This is a genomic window from Enterobacter sp. BNK-22, assembly GCF_048684805.1.
In the GTDB taxonomy this organism is placed as follows: Bacteria; Pseudomonadota; Gammaproteobacteria; order Enterobacterales; family Enterobacteriaceae; genus Enterobacter; species Enterobacter quasiroggenkampii.
Genome location: NZ_JBLQTT010000001.1, coordinates 3,133,449 through 3,149,677 on the forward strand (window position 1 = coordinate 3,133,449; position 16,229 = coordinate 3,149,677).

18 protein-coding genes, 1 tRNA gene and 1 rRNA gene are annotated in these 16,229 nt (G+C 54.9%); 12 read left to right on the forward strand and 8 right to left on the reverse strand.

Annotated features, from left to right (window positions below):
* Window positions 1-158: 158 nt before the first annotated feature.
* Window positions 159-758: a response regulator transcription factor gene (locus ACMGGE_RS14825; protein WP_048027839.1), complete on the forward strand. Its 600-nt coding sequence runs from the start codon at window positions 159-161 to the stop codon at window positions 756-758.
* Window positions 759-795: 37 nt separating this feature from the next.
* On the opposite strand, the gene ecnB is transcribed toward ACMGGE_RS14825, so the two are convergent.
* The 3 genes from ecnB to efp all read right to left on the reverse strand — a co-directional run bounded on the left by ecnB (window position 796) and on the right by efp (window position 1,806).
* Window positions 796-942, reverse strand: a complete 147-nt coding sequence (gene ecnB, locus ACMGGE_RS14830) for a lipoprotein toxin entericidin B (RefSeq protein WP_003025482.1) — start codon at window positions 940-942, stop codon at window positions 796-798.
* 108 nt (window positions 943-1,050) lie between these two features.
* Window positions 1,051-1,182, reverse strand: coding sequence for an entericidin A/B family lipoprotein (locus ACMGGE_RS14835; RefSeq protein ID WP_024907352.1), 132 nt, complete (start codon window positions 1,180-1,182; stop codon window positions 1,051-1,053).
* Window positions 1,183-1,239: 57 nt separating this feature from the next.
* A complete protein-coding gene (gene efp / locus ACMGGE_RS14840) occupies window positions 1,240-1,806 on the reverse strand; it encodes an elongation factor P (protein WP_420293916.1) in 567 nt (188 codons plus the stop codon).
* Window positions 1,807-1,846: 40 nt separating this feature from the next.
* On the opposite strand from efp, the gene epmB reads away from it, so the two are divergent.
* The gene (gene epmB, locus ACMGGE_RS14845; protein ID WP_406915946.1) at window positions 1,847-2,875 is read left to right on the forward strand and encodes an EF-P beta-lysylation protein EpmB; all 1,029 of its coding nucleotides are present in this window, start codon (window positions 1,847-1,849) and stop codon (window positions 2,873-2,875) included.
* A gap of 65 nt (window positions 2,876-2,940) precedes the next feature.
* On the opposite strand, the gene ACMGGE_RS14850 is transcribed toward epmB, so the two are convergent.
* The gene (locus ACMGGE_RS14850) at window positions 2,941-3,294 is read right to left on the reverse strand and encodes a DUF4156 domain-containing protein (protein ID WP_045909554.1); all 354 of its coding nucleotides are present in this window, start codon (window positions 3,292-3,294) and stop codon (window positions 2,941-2,943) included.
* Window positions 3,295-3,525: 231 nt separating this feature from the next.
* On the opposite strand from ACMGGE_RS14850, the gene ACMGGE_RS14855 reads away from it, so the two are divergent.
* The 3 genes from ACMGGE_RS14855 to iadA are packed head-to-tail and all read left to right on the forward strand — an operon-like array spanning window position 3,526 to window position 5,804.
* Entirely contained in the window at window positions 3,526-4,188 is a 663-nt protein-coding gene (locus tag ACMGGE_RS14855; protein ID WP_420293917.1) for a nucleoside recognition domain-containing protein, read from the forward strand.
* Complete coding sequence (locus ACMGGE_RS14860) at window positions 4,169-4,630, forward strand: YjiG family protein (protein WP_045909556.1); 462 nt, start codon at window positions 4,169-4,171, stop codon at window positions 4,628-4,630. Before ACMGGE_RS14855 ends, ACMGGE_RS14860 begins: the two co-directional genes overlap by 20 nt.
* A 10-nt stretch (window positions 4,631-4,640) precedes the next feature.
* The gene (gene iadA, locus ACMGGE_RS14865; protein WP_262797414.1) at window positions 4,641-5,804 is read left to right on the forward strand and encodes a beta-aspartyl-peptidase; all 1,164 of its coding nucleotides are present in this window, start codon (window positions 4,641-4,643) and stop codon (window positions 5,802-5,804) included.
* A 65-nt stretch (window positions 5,805-5,869) separates the two neighbouring features.
* Here the strand turns inward: iadA and groL are convergent, their stop codons facing one another.
* Window positions 5,870-7,513 (reverse strand): chaperonin GroEL, encoded by a 1,644-nt coding sequence (groL, locus tag ACMGGE_RS14870; RefSeq protein WP_008502946.1) that lies wholly within the window; start codon window positions 7,511-7,513, stop codon window positions 5,870-5,872.
* 31 nt (window positions 7,514-7,544) lie between these two features.
* A complete protein-coding gene (locus ACMGGE_RS14875) occupies window positions 7,545-7,838 on the reverse strand; it encodes a co-chaperone GroES (RefSeq protein WP_003855929.1) in 294 nt (97 codons plus the stop codon).
* A gap of 179 nt (window positions 7,839-8,017) precedes the next feature.
* Between ACMGGE_RS14875 and yjeH the strand changes: the two genes are divergently transcribed.
* Window positions 8,018-9,238: an L-methionine/branched-chain amino acid transporter gene (yjeH, locus tag ACMGGE_RS14880; RefSeq protein WP_049122274.1), complete on the forward strand. Its 1,221-nt coding sequence runs from the start codon at window positions 8,018-8,020 to the stop codon at window positions 9,236-9,238.
* A 36-nt stretch (window positions 9,239-9,274) separates the two neighbouring features.
* On the opposite strand, the gene ACMGGE_RS14885 is transcribed toward yjeH, so the two are convergent.
* The gene (locus tag ACMGGE_RS14885; protein ID WP_023616652.1) at window positions 9,275-9,739 is read right to left on the reverse strand and encodes an FxsA family protein; all 465 of its coding nucleotides are present in this window, start codon (window positions 9,737-9,739) and stop codon (window positions 9,275-9,277) included.
* Between the two features lie 335 nt (window positions 9,740-10,074).
* On the opposite strand from ACMGGE_RS14885, the gene aspA reads away from it, so the two are divergent.
* The 6 genes from aspA (at window position 10,075) to ACMGGE_RS14915 (ending at window position 15,860) form a co-directional block, all read left to right on the forward strand.
* The gene (aspA, locus tag ACMGGE_RS14890; protein ID WP_003855923.1) at window positions 10,075-11,511 is read left to right on the forward strand and encodes an aspartate ammonia-lyase; all 1,437 of its coding nucleotides are present in this window, start codon (window positions 10,075-10,077) and stop codon (window positions 11,509-11,511) included.
* A gap of 115 nt (window positions 11,512-11,626) precedes the next feature.
* Window positions 11,627-12,928, forward strand: a complete 1,302-nt coding sequence (locus ACMGGE_RS14895) for an anaerobic C4-dicarboxylate transporter (protein WP_024907357.1) — start codon at window positions 11,627-11,629, stop codon at window positions 12,926-12,928.
* Window positions 12,929-13,041: 113 nt separating this feature from the next.
* Window positions 13,042-13,365, forward strand: coding sequence for a divalent cation tolerance protein CutA (gene cutA / locus ACMGGE_RS14900; protein ID WP_014168278.1), 324 nt, complete (start codon window positions 13,042-13,044; stop codon window positions 13,363-13,365).
* Window positions 13,341-15,032 carry a protein-disulfide reductase DsbD gene (locus tag ACMGGE_RS14905; RefSeq protein ID WP_420293918.1) on the forward strand — a complete coding sequence of 564 codons (1,692 nt, stop codon included), beginning with the start codon at window positions 13,341-13,343 and terminating at the stop codon, window positions 15,030-15,032. Before cutA ends, ACMGGE_RS14905 begins: the two co-directional genes overlap by 25 nt.
* Before the next feature lie 49 nt (window positions 15,033-15,081).
* Entirely contained in the window at window positions 15,082-15,657 is a 576-nt protein-coding gene (locus tag ACMGGE_RS14910; protein WP_021240733.1) for a transcriptional regulator, read from the forward strand.
* A 127-nt stretch (window positions 15,658-15,784) separates the two neighbouring features.
* A tRNA-Phe gene (locus ACMGGE_RS14915) sits at window positions 15,785-15,860 on the forward strand.
* Between the two features lie 214 nt (window positions 15,861-16,074).
* On the opposite strand, the gene rrf is transcribed toward ACMGGE_RS14915, so the two are convergent.
* Window positions 16,075-16,190 (reverse strand): 5S ribosomal RNA (rrf, locus tag ACMGGE_RS14920).
* Between the last annotated feature and the right edge of the window lie 39 nt (window positions 16,191-16,229).

Consider the following 16,229-nt stretch of genomic DNA (forward strand, 5'->3'; position numbering starts at 1 on the left):
TGCTATTTTTTTTCAATCATTTTTTGCTGAACACGTTAAGGCAAGAAATAGCCGCAGTATGGCGCGGAGTTCCGGCTTTTAGCACTCATCCGACTTCTCTATGATGATGTGCTTTCTGATGGCAGGAAGCCAAACCACTAGCCGACTGCGAATAAAATATGTTCAAAATTCTTTTGATTGACCGTTGTCACTTCACCCGCGCGGGGTTTGAAGCATGGCTCAATCATTCCGGTTTGTTCCCGGGACACTACGTTGTGACCGGGCTGAATAATCTGTTTCTTGCCAGAGAACACATTCTGCAATGGAAACCTGCGCTGGTCATCGCTGACCTGTACGGCTTCAGGCAGGATATTCACCATTTTCAGCAGCTCTCTTCTCTGCTTAACGCCAGTGAACGCTTACCGTTTATTTTACTGCAGTCGGGAGAGGACAGCGGCATGACCGACTGGCTTGGGAAGTTCCCGGTGTGGTCGTCACTGTTGAAAAACGCCAGTCTCAAAGAAGTGGCGACGGTTATCAATGACGCATTACGCTCGCGCGCAGGCGCTGACAGACCAACGGCGGCGGCCCCCTTGCTGACCCGCCAGGAAGAGAAGGTGCTGACATTGTGGATGGACGGCGCGAGCAATCAAAAAATTGCCGCTCACCTGAGTATCAATGGAAAAACGGTTTATACCTATAAACGCAATATCCGCATGAAATTACATATGGATACGCGTTTTTCTCCGTTCTTATCCCTGCAGGAATCAGAAAGCTGACGGTACGAAACCCGGGTGGTCCCGTACCGTTTATTCGTTACTGCTGAGCTTTTGTTGCCGCACCAGAGATTGCGCTACCACCTTCAGAAATATCCTGACCGACGCCACGCGTGGTATTACAGGCCGTTAACACTGAAGAAAGTACCAGGACTGAAAAGATCGCTGCAATTGTCTTCTTAACCATAATATCTTCCTTTTATAGCCAAAGTTGTTTTGTGTATAGCAACTTAAGGATAGACAAAATCCCGCCGGTTGACGGAAAAGGACACATTTTTAGGAAAATTAGACGAACTTAGCTGGCGGCGTGAGAAATGATATGACCCAGATCCTGGATATCTTGTCCCATTCCACGCGTGGTGTTACAGCCGGAAAGTAATGCACTGGAGAGCGCTAACAGAAGCAGAATTTTAACGGTACGTTTCATCATCCCTGCCTGCAAAAATCAGGCGCAGCGGGCGCTGCGCCTTCAGTCATACGTAAATTACTTCACGCGGGACACGTATTCGCCGGAGCGAGTATCCACTTTGATCACTTCGCCAGTCTGTACGAACAGTGGCACTTTCACCACTGCGCCGGTAGACAGTTTGGCTGGCTTACCGCCGGTACCTGCGGTATCACCCTTCAGACCTAGATCGGTTTCAACGATTTCCAGTTCTACGAAGTTTGGTGGGGTTACCGCGATAGGCTGGCCGTTCCACAGGGTCACGATGCACTCAGCCTGATCCAGCAGCCATTTAGCGCTGTCACCTACCGCTTTCTCATCAGCAGAGAGCTGTTCGAAAGTGGAGTTGTTCATGAAATGCCAGAACTCGCCATCGTTGTACAGATAGGTCAGGTTCATATCAACAACATCAGCGCCTTCAGCAGAGTCAGTAGACTTGAAGGTTTTCTCAACACGGGTACCGGTCAGCAGACGGCGCAGCTTAACGCGTGCGAATGCCTGGCCTTTACCTGGTTTAACGAATTCGCTGGCTTCAACCGCGTACGGTTCGCCGTCCATCATGATTTTAAGACCAGCACGAAAATCGTTGCTATAGTACGTTGCCATAAGGCCCTCTAAATTTGTTAACTGGTAGCTAAGCCACAAAATGGCGCATATTGTAACCCTAAACACCCCGTCCAGAGAAGATTGGTTATCGCAACTTGCCGATGTAATCACCAGTCCTGATGAATTGCTGCGTCTTTTAGACCTCGATCAGCACCCAGAGTTGCTTGCAGGCCGCGAGGCAAAGCGCCTTTTCGCCCTGCGCGTTCCCCGTGCGTTTGTGGCGCGGATGGAGAAAGGCAACCCCGACGATCCGTTATTAAAACAAACGCTTACTTCGCAGGATGAATTCATTACTGCGCCGGGATACAGCACCGATCCGCTGGAAGAGCAGAACAGCGTGGTGCCGGGTTTACTGCATAAGTATCTCAACCGCGCCCTGCTGCTGGTCAAAGGCGGATGTGCGGTAAATTGTCGTTATTGCTTCCGCCGGCACTTCCCGTACGCCGAAAATCAGGGCAATAAACGCAACTGGCAGGTCGCGCTGGACTATATTGCCGCCCATCAGGAGCTGGATGAGATTATTTTTTCCGGCGGCGATCCACTGATGGCGAAAGATCATGAGCTGGACTGGCTGCTGACTCAGCTTGAAGCTATCCCGCACATTAAGCGCCTGCGCATTCACAGCCGCTTACCGATTGTCATTCCGGCACGTATCACCGACGGCCTGGTGTTACGACTGGAGCAGTCCCGCCTGCAGGTGCTGCTGGTGAATCATATTAACCACGCGAACGAAATTGACGATGCGTTTTGCGCGGCGATGGCGCGACTGCGTAAAGCGGGCGTGACGCTGCTGAATCAGAGCGTGCTGCTGCGCGGCGTGAATGACAGCGCCCGCGTGCTGGCCGATCTGAGCAATGCTCTGTTTGATGCGGGCGTGATGCCGTATTACCTGCACGTGCTGGATCGCGTACAGGGCGCGGCGCATTTCATGGTGACGGATGAAGAAGCCCGGCAGATTATGCGCGAACTGTTAACGCTGGTTTCAGGCTATATGGTGCCGAAGCTGGCACGTGAGATTGGCGGAGAGCCGAGCAAGACGCCGCTGGATTTGCAACTGCGGCAGCACTAAAAAGGCAGGTGGCGCTACGCTTACCTGCCCTACAGGGCCGGGCGCAGCGCCATCAGCACATTACATCAGTTCGGGCACTTATAGACCTGGCCCGTCATCTGGCTGGCGGTCGGCACGAAGCTGGACAGCATACTCTGCGTTGGGCTGCTTACGCCGTAAATCACGTTGCCACCCATTGCCGCAGCCTGATTGCGCAGGGCATTCGCCGCACCGCGCATTGAGCCACCTTCTTCGCCATGCTGCCCTGACATCCAGTTACTTTGCTCACCGGTTGCCGTGCCTAACAGCTGGCATTCAGTGCCAGGCTTATCTTCCACAAAGCGAACGCCCTGGCCCGCTGCCGACAGCTCATTGCTGGAGCTACACCCCGCCAGCAGCAGTGCTGCCCCTACAATCCCTGCACAGACTTTTACGCGCATGTTATTCCTCGTTTTCAATAAGCTGGACAGTAGTTGTCCGTATGTAAATCTTATACCTAAAAGATGACCAAAAGAAAAACGTTGAGCAATTCTGCGGGCCTGATTCCAGTCATCCCGTCCCTGATATCCTAAATGAATTCTGATATTGGCCTTTGGGATATCGTGTTTTCTTCTCCGATCGTTTTTAGTGATGCGACGTACAACTTTTGTACGCAACGAAAAGGAGGTTACATGAGTGCATCATCCTCAGGAGTGGAAAGAGTGACGTGGGTGGGCTATCTGGCGTTTGTGCTGACCATCGTTTTTTTCTCCGGTTTTTTCGCAAAAAGCACTGACTGGTGGCGCGTGCTGGACTTTACCGTCTTAAACGGCAGCTTTGGCCCGGTTAACGGCGCCCTGACGTTTCGCGGAACGGGCGGAACGGGGGCGAAAGACGGTTTTCTGTTTGCCCTTGAGCTGGCTCCCTCGGTCATCTTATCGCTCGGTATTATTGCCGTCACCGAAGGTCTGGGCGGGCTGCGTGCCGCGCAGCAGCTTATGACGCCTGTTTTACGTCCGCTGCTTGGTGTGCCGGGCGTTTGCTCCCTGGCGCTGATTGCCAACCTGCAAAACACCGATGCGGCGGCAGGGATGACCAAAGAGTTAACCGATGAAGGCGCGATTACGGACCAGGAGCGCGCTATTTTCGCCACCTTCCAGACCAGCGGTAGCGCCATCATTACTAACTATTTTTCTTCCGGTGCCGCGCTCTTCACCTTCATTACCGTCCCGGTGATTACGCCGCTGGCCGTCATTCTGGTGTTTAAGTTTGTTGGCGCGAACGTCCTGCGCCTGTGGATCGCCCACATGGAAAATCGTCTTCAGGAGGAAGAACATGATCGCCCAGCCGCGTAAAAATATCATGGATATGTTTATTGATGGCGCCCGCCGCGGCTTTACCATCGCCACCACCAGCCTGTTGCCGAACGTCGTCATGGCGTTTGTCATCATTCAGGCGCTCAAGGTCACCGGCCTGCTGGATATTGTCGGCAAACTATGTGAGCCGATTATGGCGCTGTGGGGCCTTCCGGGCGCGGCGGCAACGGTTCTTCTGGCCTCGGTGATGAGTATGGGGGGCGGCGTGGGCGTCTGCGCCAGCCTGGTCGCCGCCGGCACGCTCAACGGCCACGATGCTACCATCCTGCTGCCCGCCATCTATCTGATGGGCAATCCGGTGCAAAACACCGGCCGCTGCCTGGGGACCGCCGGGGTGAACCCAAAATATTATCCGCATATTATTACTCTTTGCGTCATTAATGCCCTGATCTCGATGTGGGTGATGCAGCTACTCTTCTGAGGAGATAAAAATGGATTTTTCAGTGCTGACCCCCCACCTTTTCCGCAACGCGCATCTCTTCGCTCCGGAGGATAAAGGACTTTGCGATCTGCTGATCGCTGCGGGGAAAATCGTGGCGATCGAAAAAGCGAGCCAGGGAACAACGAGGCCAGACTGCCCGGAAAGCGATCTCGCCGGGGCGGTGGTCTGCCCGGGGTTTATCGACCAGCATGTGCATTTGATCGGGGGCGGCGGTGAGGCAGGCCCTCACACCCGCACGCCAGAGGTTCGCCTGTCTGCACTCGTGGCCGCAGGCATCACCTCCGTTGTTGGCCTGCTCGGCACCGACGGCGTAACCCGCCATCCTGAATCGCTGCTGGCAAAAACGCGGGCGCTCGAACATGAAGGGATCAGCGCATGGATGCTGACGGGCGCGTACGGGCTGCCTTCACCGACAATCACCGGCAGCGTAGAAAAAGACGTGGCGCTGATAGACAAAATTATCGGCGTGAAATGCGCAATCTCTGATCATCGTTCTTCCGCGCCAGCAGACCACCAGCTCGCCAGTATGGCTGCCCAGTCTCGCGTAGGTGGGCTGTTGGGTGCCAAAGCGGGCATATCCGTGTTTCACCTCGGCAACAGCCCAAAGCTGCTGGAGCCGCTATTAAGCATCCTGAATAATGCCGACGTTCCCCGTGTAAAACTGCTGCCAACCCACGTTAACCGCGCCCAGGCGCTGTTCCATGCCGCGCTGAACTATGCCCGCGAAGGCGGCTTTATCGACATCACGACCAGCATCAGCGAACCGATTGATGCCGCCAGCGCCATCGTGATGGCCCGCGAGGCGCAGGTGCCGTTTAACCGGCTTACGCTCAGTTCTGACGGTAACGGCAGCCAGCCGAAATTTGATGAGAGCGGCAATCTGGTGGGTATAGGCGTGGCGGGGTTCGAATCCCTGCTCGAAACCCTGCAACAGCTGGTCAACCGACATCAGTTGCCGCTGGAAGAGGCGCTTCTTCCGTTTACGCAAAACGTGGCGGCGTTTCTCGGTCTGGAACATAAGGGCCGGATCGCGCCCGGATGCGATGCCGATTTCCTGGTGCTGACGGATGACCTGCAGATCCGCGACGTCTGGGCCAAAGGGCGCCAGATGGTGCGTGAAGGTGCCGTGTGCGTCAAAGGGACTTTCGAATAGCACGCAATAAAAAACCCCGGGCATTTCTGCCCGGGGTTCGTTCTGAGAGGTTCAGAACAACATGATTACATCATGCCGCCCATTCCACCCATGCCGCCCATACCAGCAGCACCTAAGTCAGGCGCATCGCCTTTTGGCAGGTCGGTCACCATGCACTCGGTGGTGATCATCAGACCAGCAACAGAGGCCGCGTACTGCAGAGCAGAACGGGTCACTTTAGTTGGGTCCAGGATACCGAAGTCGATCATGTTGCCGTATTCTTCGGTTGCAGCGTTGTAACCGTAGTTACCTTCGCCCGCTTTAACCTTGTTCGCCACTACAGATGGCTCTTCACCGGCGTTAGACACGATCTGACGCAGAGGGGCTTCCATTGCGCGCAGCGCAACTTTGATACCCACGTTCTGGTCTTCGTTCTGAGCAGTCAGGCCAGCCAGTTTAGCGGCAACGCGCACCAGCGCAACGCCACCACCCGCAACCACGCCTTCTTCTACCGCAGCACGGGTCGCGTGCAGGGCATCGTCAACGCGTGCTTTTTTCTCTTTCATTTCAACTTCGGTCGCAGCACCGACTTTGATTACCGCAACGCCGCCTGCCAGTTTCGCTACGCGCTCCTGCAGTTTTTCACGGTCGTAATCGGAAGTCGCTTCTTCGATCTGCTTACGGATCTGACCTACGCGGCCCTGAATAGCGGCTTCTTCACCCACGCCATCGATGATGGTGGTGGTGTCTTTGTTGATCACAACGCGTTTCGCCTGGCCCAGGTCTTCCAGGGTCGCTTTTTCCAGCTCCATACCGATCTCTTCAGAGATCACGGTACCGCCGGTCAGGGTAGCGATATCCTGCAGCATCGCTTTACGGCGATCGCCGAAGCCAGGTGCTTTAACCGCAGCCACTTTCACGATGCCGCGCATGGTATTAACCACCAGGGTCGCCAGCGCTTCGCCTTCAACGTCTTCAGCGATGATAACCAGCGGTTTGCCTGCTTTCGCAACGGCTTCCAGCACTGGCAGCATTTCGCGGATGTTGGAGATTTTCTTGTCAGCCAGCAGGATGAACGGGCTTTCCAGCTCAACAGCGCCAGTCTCTGGCTTGTTGATGAAGTATGGGGACAGGTAACCGCGGTCGAACTGCATACCTTCAACCACGTCCAGTTCGTCTTCCAGACCGGTACCGTCTTCAACGGTGATCACGCCTTCTTTACCGACTTTATCCATCGCTTCCGCGATCAGTTTACCCACGGTTTCGTCGGAGTTAGCGGAGATGGTACCTACCTGAGCAATGGCTTTAGAGTCAGAGCACGGTACGGACAGCGCTTTCAGTTCTTCAACAGCGGAGGCGACAGCTTTGTCGATACCACGTTTCAGATCCATTGGGTTCATGCCCGCCGCAACGGCTTTCAGACCTTCGGTGATGATAGCCTGCGCCAGAACGGTCGCGGTGGTGGTACCGTCGCCTGCAGCGTCGTTCGCTTTAGAGGCAACTTCTTTCACCATCTGCGCGCCCATGTTTTCGAACTTGTCTTCCAGCTCGATTTCACGTGCCACAGAAACACCATCTTTGGTGATGGTTGGCGCGCCGAAGGATTTATCCAGCACTACGTTACGGCCTTTCGGGCCCAGGGTCACTTTAACTGCATCTGCCAGTACGTTTACGCCGCGGAGCATTTTTACACGAGCGTCGTTACCGAATTTTACGTCTTTAGCTGCCATGTTCTTATTTCCTCAAATTCTCGTGCGTAAATTACGCTTCAACAATTGCCAGAATGTCGCTCTCGGACATGATCAACACTTCTTCATTGTCGATCTTCTCGGATTTCACGCCGTAGCCATCGTTGAAAATTACGATGTCACCAACTTTAACGTCCAGCGGCTGCACAGTTCCGTTTTCCAGGATGCGGCCCTTACCGACAGCGATGATTTCGCCACGCGTTGATTTGGCTGCTGCAGAACCGGTCAGAACGATGCCGCCAGCAGACTTGGTTTCAACTTCTTTACGTTTGACGATCACACGATCATGTAACGGACGAATACTCATTGATAGCTCTCCTTTGAGAAAGTCATTATCAGTTATGGATGACGCCGGCCCGCATGCGGTTTTCCGACTAGTGCCCTGAGAGATGGGGATAGCTTTTTACCCCTTCAAGGGGGAGTTGAAAAAAAAATTTGCGAAAGTGTTACCATCGCCTCTCTTTTGGTATTGGCAGGGCGATGTCAATGAGTGGACTCAAGCAGGAGTTGGGGCTGGCGCAGGGCGTTGGCCTGCTCTCAACCTCCTTGTTAGGTACGGGCGTGTTTGCCGTACCCGCACTGGCGGCGCTGGTGGCAGGAAATAACAGCCTGTGGGCGTGGCCGGTGTTGATTGTACTGGTTTTCCCGATAGCCATTGTGTTTGCCATCCTGGGGCGGCATTTCCCCAGCGCGGGCGGCGTGGCGCACTTTGTCGGCCTGGCCTTTGGCGCACGGCTGGAGCGAGTGACCGGCTGGCTGTTTCTCTCCGTCATTCCGGTTGGCCTCCCGGCGGCGCTGCATATTGCGACAGGTTTTGGGCAGGCGCTGTTTGGCTGGCATCATGAGCAGCTGTTGCTGGCCGAGCTGGGGACGCTGGCTATCGTCTGGTGGGTGGGCTCACGCGGCGCCAGCTCCAGCGCCAACCTGCAGACGCTGGTTGCAGTGCTGATTGTCGCGCTTGTGGCCGCTATCTGGTGGGCGGGCGATATCACCGTAAAGGAGATTCCCTTCCCGGCGGTAACAGACGTCGACCACGCGCAGCTTTTTGCCGCGCTCTCCGTCATGTTCTGGTGTTTTGTCGGTCTGGAAGCCTTTGCCCATCTGGCGTCGGAATTTAAGCAACCTGAACGTGATTTCCCCCGCGCGCTGATGATCGGCCTGCTGCTGGCGGGTACGGTCTACTGGGCGTGTACCGTGCTGGTGTTGCACTTCCACGCGTTCGGCGCGGATCTCGCCGCCGCGGCATCGCTGCCGGGTATCGTGGTTGAACTGTTTGGTGTGAAGGCGCTGTGGATCGCCTGCGTTATCGGCTATCTGGCCTGTTTTGCCAGCCTCAACATTTATATCCAGAGCTTTGCCCGTCTGGTGTGGTCGCAGGCGCTGGATAAACCTGATAACCGCCTCGCGCGCCTGTCTAAACGCCAGCTGCCGCTGAATGCCCTGAATGCCGTACTGGGCTGCTGCGTGCTGAGTACGCTGTGCATTTACGCCCTGAAGATCAATCTGGATACGCTGCTCGTCTATGCCAACGGCATTTTTATTATGATCTACCTGCTGTGTATGCTGGCGGGCTGCCGTTTGCTGAAAGGCCGTTATAAAGCACTGGCGGTTGTTGGGGGGCTGCTGTGCCTGCTGCTGCTGGCGATGGTGGGATGGAAGAGCGTGTATGCCATCGTCATGCTGGCGGTGTTGTGGCTGGCGCTTTAGTAGGCCCGGTAAGCGAAGCGCCACCGGGCAACAAAATCACCGATCGTCTTTGTGATCCAGACGGTCGTGCTGTTCATCCTTACGCTGATATTCCCCTTCAAACGTGTCGCCAGGCCCAGTGCTGAACCCACCGCCGGGCATACGGCTAAAGCGCAGATGCGGCAGCAGCTTCATGGTCAGGTGCTTTTGCACCGGCGGAAGAAGCAGCAGAAGGCCGAGGAAATCGGTGAAGAACCCTGGCAGAATCAGCAGCAGCCCCGCAATAATCAACGACACGCTTTTGATCATCTCTTCCGCCGGGCTTTCGCCTGCGGCCATCTTCTGCTGCATTATCAGGAAATTTTTGAAACCCTGATTACGCACCAGCGACATGCCGATGACGGAGGTGAAAATCACCAGAATCAACGTCAGCAGGACGCCCAGCACATGGGCAACCTGGATGAAAATGGAAATCTCAATGTAAACATAGAGAAAGAAAGCAATAAACGGTATCCAGCGCACTGGCATCTCCTGTGTGGCAGAGGCCATCGGGCCCCTGTCTGAATGTGTTCGCGACGCGCGTTTGTATGAGATGGTGACGGTTAGCGAAAATTCAATCAGTTTGCACGGATATTTTTTTTGGAAATATTAAAGCGGTGACCCATTTCACAGATTAATAATTATCATGGAATCGGCTCGATAATAAGTGATCCAGCTTACGGCAATTCGCTATCATCAGCATATGATCTCGAGCATCTGGCTGATTGAGGGAATAATCGTCGGCCAGAAAATATTCAAAACCACATAAATACTGTGTGTTTAGTACAATCCATCGGCAGCTTGAAAAGAAGGTTCACATGTTAAACAACATTCGTATCGAAGAAGACTTGTTGGGTACCAGGGAAGTTCCAGCGGATGCCTACTACGGTGTCCACACTCTGAGAGCGATTGAAAACTTCTACATCAGCAACAGCAAAATCAGTGACATCCCTGAGTTTGTTCGTGGCATGGTGATGGTGAAGAAAGCCGCAGCCCTGGCCAACAAAGAGCTGCAAACCATTCCTAAAAGCGCGGCAAATGCGATTATCGCGGCCTGCGATGAAGTGCTGAACAACGGCAAATGCATGGATCAGTTCCCGGTTGACGTCTATCAGGGCGGCGCGGGCACTTCCGTCAACATGAATACTAACGAAGTACTGGCAAACATTGGCCTGGAGCTGATGGGTCACCAGAAAGGTGAATACCAGTACCTGAACCCGAACGACCACGTCAACAAATGCCAGTCCACCAACGACGCCTACCCAACCGGCTTCCGAATTGCGGTGTATGCCTCCGTGGTGAAACTGGTGGATGCGATCAACCAGCTGGGCGATGGCTTCCAGCGTAAAGCGGTTGAGTTCCAGGACATTCTGAAAATGGGTCGTACCCAGCTGCAGGATGCGGTGCCGATGACCCTCGGTCAGGAATTCCACGCGTTTAACGTACTGCTGAACGAAGAGACCAAAAACCTGCTGCGTACCTCCGAGCTGCTGCTGGAAGTGAACCTGGGCGCCACCGCCATCGGTACGCGTCTGAACACCCCGGATGGCTATCAGCAACTGGCGGTACAGAAGCTGGCTGAAGTGTCCAACCTGCCGGTTGTGCCTGCAGAAGACCTGATTGAAGCGACCTCCGACTGTGGCGCCTACGTCATGGTACACAGCGCGCTGAAACGTCTGGCGGTGAAACTGTCCAAAATCTGTAACGACCTGCGCCTGCTCTCTTCCGGTCCGCGCGCTGGCCTGAATGAAATCAACCTGCCAGAACTGCAGGCGGGTTCATCCATCATGCCGGCCAAAGTGAACCCGGTCGTGCCAGAAGTGGTGAATCAGGTTTGCTTTAAAGTCATCGGTAACGATACGACCGTAACCATGGCCTCTGAAGCGGGTCAGCTGCAGCTGAACGTGATGGAGCCGGTAATTGGCCAGGCGATGTTTGAATCTATCCACATTCTGACCAACGCCTGCTACAACCTGCTGGAAAAATGCATTAACGGCATCACGGCGAATAAAGAAGTCTGTGAAGGTTATGTCTATAACTCCATCGGGATCGTCACCTACCTCAACCCGTTCATCGGCCACCACAACGGCGACATCGTCGGTAAGATTTGTGCCGAAACCGGTAAGAGCGTGCGTGAAGTGGTGCTGGAGCGCGGGCTGTTGACCGAAGCCGAGCTGGACGATATCTTCTCGGCCCAAAACCTGATGCACCCGGCATATAAAGCGAAACGATATACCGATGAAAGCGAACAGTAACCGTTCAGGCTAGGCTTCTTAAGGCACGTCACTTGTGACGTGCCTTTTTTCTTTTTAGGCGTTACCAAAATACAACAATTCAATATCAACTTGTTAATAAGCAAGGCAGGTCCTTATGTTTGGAGCAGAACTCGTCATCGTCTTGTTGGCGATTTATTTGGGAGCACGACTCGGGGGTATCGGCATCGGTTTTGCCGGCGGTCTTGGAGTGCTCGTTCTTACCCTTATCTTTCAGATTAAACCCGGCGCTATCCCGTTCGACGTTATCGAAATCATCATGGCTGTTATTGCCGCTATTGCCGCCATGCAGGTGGCAGGCGGTATGGACTACCTGGTAAGCCTGGCGGAACGCATGCTACGCCGCCACCCTAAATACATTACCTTCCTTGCTCCGCTGGTGACCTGGTTTATGACCATTCTCGCCGGTACTGGCCACACCGCTTTCTCCACGTTACCGGTGATTACCGAAGTGGCGAAAGAACAGGGTATCCGTCCATCGCGTCCGCTCTCTATTGCGGTCGTCGCGTCCCAGATCGCCATTACCGCCTCGCCGATTTCCGCGGCGGTGGTCTTCTTCGCCGGTATCCTGGAGCCGATGGGCGTGAGCTACCTGACGCTGCTGGCGATCTGTATCCCGGTGACGCTGATTGCGGTGATGATTACCGCTGTGCTGTGCAACTTCCTCGGCGCTGAACTGAAAGACGACCCGGTTTATCAGGAGCGTCTGGCAAAAGGTGAAGTGAGCCTGCGCGGCAGCCAGGTCTTCGAACTGAAGCCACATGCGAAACGCTCCGTGCTGCTGTTCCTGATTGGGATTGTCGCCGTCATGTTCTATGCAACCGCCATCAGCGATACCGTGGGTCTGATCCAGAACCCGGTCCTGCCGCGTAACGAAGCGATTGTAGTGTTCATGCTCACCATCGCAACGCTGATTAGCATCACCTGTAAAATTGACACCAGCGAAGTGCTGAACGCCAGCACCTTCAAATCCGGTATGAGCGCCTGCGTGTGCGTGCTGGGTGTGGCGTGGCTCGGTGATACCTTCGTGAAAGCGCACATTAGCGACATTCAGACCGTAGCAGGCGACCTGCTGCATAACTACCCATGGCTGCTGGCGGTCGTGCTGTTCTTTGCGGCTACCCTGCTTTACTCTCAGGCAGCGACCACCAAAGCGCTGATGCCTGCGGCTCTGATGCTGGGCGTCACCCCGTTAACCGCTATCGCCTCGTTTGCTGCTGTTTCTGCCCTGTTCGTGCTGCCTACCTACCCAACCTTGCTGGCGGCCGTTGAGATGGACGACACCGGCTCAACCCGTATCGGTAAGTATGTGTTTAACCATGCGTTCCTGATCCCGGGCGTGGTCGCCATTTCACTCTGCGTGATCCTCGGCTTTATCATCGGTGGCGTGGTGCTGTAAACCGTTCCCGGTTGTAAAAATAGTTAAAATCGGGCCGCTCTGCGGCCCGTTTCATTAATGACCAACCGCCTTGCGTGATATAGTGAAACCTTTCGTGATGAGGAGGTCGACTTGTGAACACGCCTGATGCCGTTGTCGTACTGTGTACCGCCCCTGATGAAGCCTCTGCCCAGGATCTCGCCGCCAAAGTGCTGGCCGAAAAACTGGCAGCCTGCGTCACGCTCCTCCCCGGCGCGACCTCTCTTTACTACTGGGAAGGTAAGCTGGAGCAAGAGTACGAAGTCCAGATGTTGCTCAAAACCAATCTGGCGAATCAGCAGGCACTCCTGGACTGCCTCAAATCTCATCATCCTTACCAAACCCCGGAGCTGCTGGTCCTGCCAGTGGTTCATGGCGATAACGATTATCTCTCATGGCTCAACGCTTCCTTACGCTGATCCTGCTGCTGTGCAGCACATCAGTATTTGCCGGGTTGTTTGACGCGCCCGGCCGTTCGAACTTCATTCCTGCCGATCGGGCATTTGTTTTCGATTTTCAGCAAAACCAGCATGACCTTACGCTTAACTGGCAGGTGAAAGAGGGCTATTACCTCTATCGCAAGCAGGTAAGCATTACGCCTGCTCAGGCCAGCGTGGGCGCTTTACAGATGCCCTCTGGCGAGTGGCATGAAGATGAGTTTTACGGCAAAAGCGAAATCTATCGCCAGCACCTGAGCGTGCCTGTTACGGTGAATCAGGCGGATAAAGGTGCGACCCTGACGGTGACCTATCAGGGGTGCGCGGATGCCGGATTCTGCTATCCGCCTGAAACAAAGGTGGTTCCGCTTAGTGAGGTGAAAGCCTCTGCCACGGTTCCCCCTCTTCCTTCGGGCGAGAAGCGTGAAGCTCCCGCTGACCTTCCGTTCTCCGCGCTGTGGGCCTTACTGATTGGCATTGGCATTGCCTTCACGCCGTGCGTGCTGCCGATGTATCCGCTCATCTCTGGCATTGTGCTGGGCGGCAAACAGCGCCTTTCCACCGCCCGCGCGCTGCTGCTGGCCTTTATTTACGTGCAGGGTATGGCGCTGACCTACACGGCACTCGGCCTTGTGGTCGCCGCTGCCGGGTTGCAGTTCCAGGCCGCACTTCAGCACCCTTATGTGCTGATTGGCCTGTCGGCGATATTTATCCTGCTGGCACTGTCGATGTTTGGCCTGTTCACGCTGCAGTTACCGTCAGCTCTGCAAACCCGCTTAACGCTGATGAGTAATCGCCAGCAGGGTGGTTCGGCAGGCGGCGTGTTTATGATGGGGGCCATCGCCGGGCTGATTTGCTCCCCTTGCACCACCGCACCGCTGAGCGCCATCCTGCTCTATATTGCCCAGAGCGGCAATCTGTGGCTTGGCGGCGGTACGCTGTACCTTTACGCGCTGGGCATGGGCCTGCCGCTGATTCTGGTTACGGTTTTCGGCAATCGACTTCTGCCGAAGAGCGGCCCGTGGATGGAGACGGTGAAAACCGCATTTGGTTTTGTGATTCTGGCGCTGCCGGTGTTCCTGCTGGAACGCATTACGGGTGACGTATGGGGCTCTCGCCTGTGGGCGATGCTCGGTGTAGCGTTCTTCTCCTGGGCGTTTATCGTCAGTCTGGGGGCGAAAAAAGCGTGGATGCGCCTGGTGCAAATCCTCCTGCTCGCCGCCGCACTGGTGAGCGTGCGTCCTCTTCAGGACTGGGCGTTCGGCTCGCCGGTCGGCCAGACGCAGGCGCATCTGAACTTCATCCAGATTAAGAACGTTGATGAGCTCAACAGCGCGCTCGCACAGGCAAAAGGCAAGCCGGTGATGCTCGATCTCTATGCCGACTGGTGCGTCGCCTGCAAAGAGTTTGAAAAATACACCTTTAGCGATCCTCAGGTACAAAACACCCTGAAAGAGACTGTTCTGCTCCAGGCGAACGTAACCGCCAATAATGCGCAGGATAAGGCTCTGCTGAAGCAGCTTAACGTGCTTGGGCTGCCAACCATCCTGTTCTTCAATCAACAGGGACAGGAGCAGCCAGAACAGCGTGTAACCGGCTTTATGGATGCCGCGGCATTCAGCGCGCATTTGCGCAATCGCCAACCGTAAACAACACTGTAAACGTAACACACCGTTGGGAATAGCGGAGGAGACAACCGTGCAACGCGAAGACGTACTGGGACAAGCCCTGCAATTACTTGAGATTTATGGGATCGCCAGCACCACGCTTGAGATGGTAGCCGACCGTATCGATTACCCCCTGGATGATCTTAAGCGCTTCTGGCCGGATAAAGAGGCGCTCGTTTATGATGCTCTACGCTATCTCAGCCAGCAGGTTGATATCTGGCGCAGGCAACTGATGCTGAATGAAGAACTGACTGCGGAACAAAAGCTGCTGGCGCGCTATACCGCCCTGACGGAATGTGTCAGCAACAACCGCTATCCGGGCTGCCTGTTTATTGCGGCCTGTACGTTCTATCCCGATCCCGACCATCCTGTCCACCAGTTGGCGGATCAGCAAAAACGGGCAGCGCATGACTTCACTCACGAGCTGCTGACCCGTCTTGAAGTGGATGACCCGGCAATGGTGGCGAAACAGATGGAGCTGGTGCTGGAGGGCTGCCTGAGCCGCATGCTGGTGAACCGTAGCCAGGCCGACGTGGATACGGCGCACCGACTGGCGGAAGATATTCTGCGCTTTGCTCAGTGCCGTATGGGTGGGGCATTGACGTAAGCGAGCCTGTTAAATTTGCCCTATTCGACGCGTAAACCATCAGATTGCCGCAAAGTTAAGCAATTGAACAGCTTTTCCCGAAATAATGTTGACGATAAGGCGCGATTGCGGTTTAATGCGCTCCGTTGCCCGGATAGCTCAGTCGGTAGAGCAGGGGATTGAAAATCCCCGTGTCCTTGGTTCGATTCCGAGTCCGGGCACCACTATTTAAAGAACCCAGCCTATGGCTGGGTTTTTGCTTTTCTGCGTTTATAAATCCCTTCTTTAGTATTCTTGCTTCTTTTTACCGTGGGATCGTGCGGTCTGCCATGCCCGGTGGCGCTGCGCTTACCGGGCCTACAAAACCATCCGGCATGATTTCTGACGCACAAAGCAAAAAACCCCGCACCTTACGGTACGGGGTTCTTCTTATTTGATGCCTGGCAGTTCCCTACTCTCACATGGGGAGACCCCACACTACCATCGGCGCTACGGCGTTTCACTTCTGAGTTCGGCATGGGGTCAGGTGGGACCACCGCGCTAAAGCCGCCAGGCAAATTCTGTTAATCTGTATCAAGGCTGAATTTTGATTG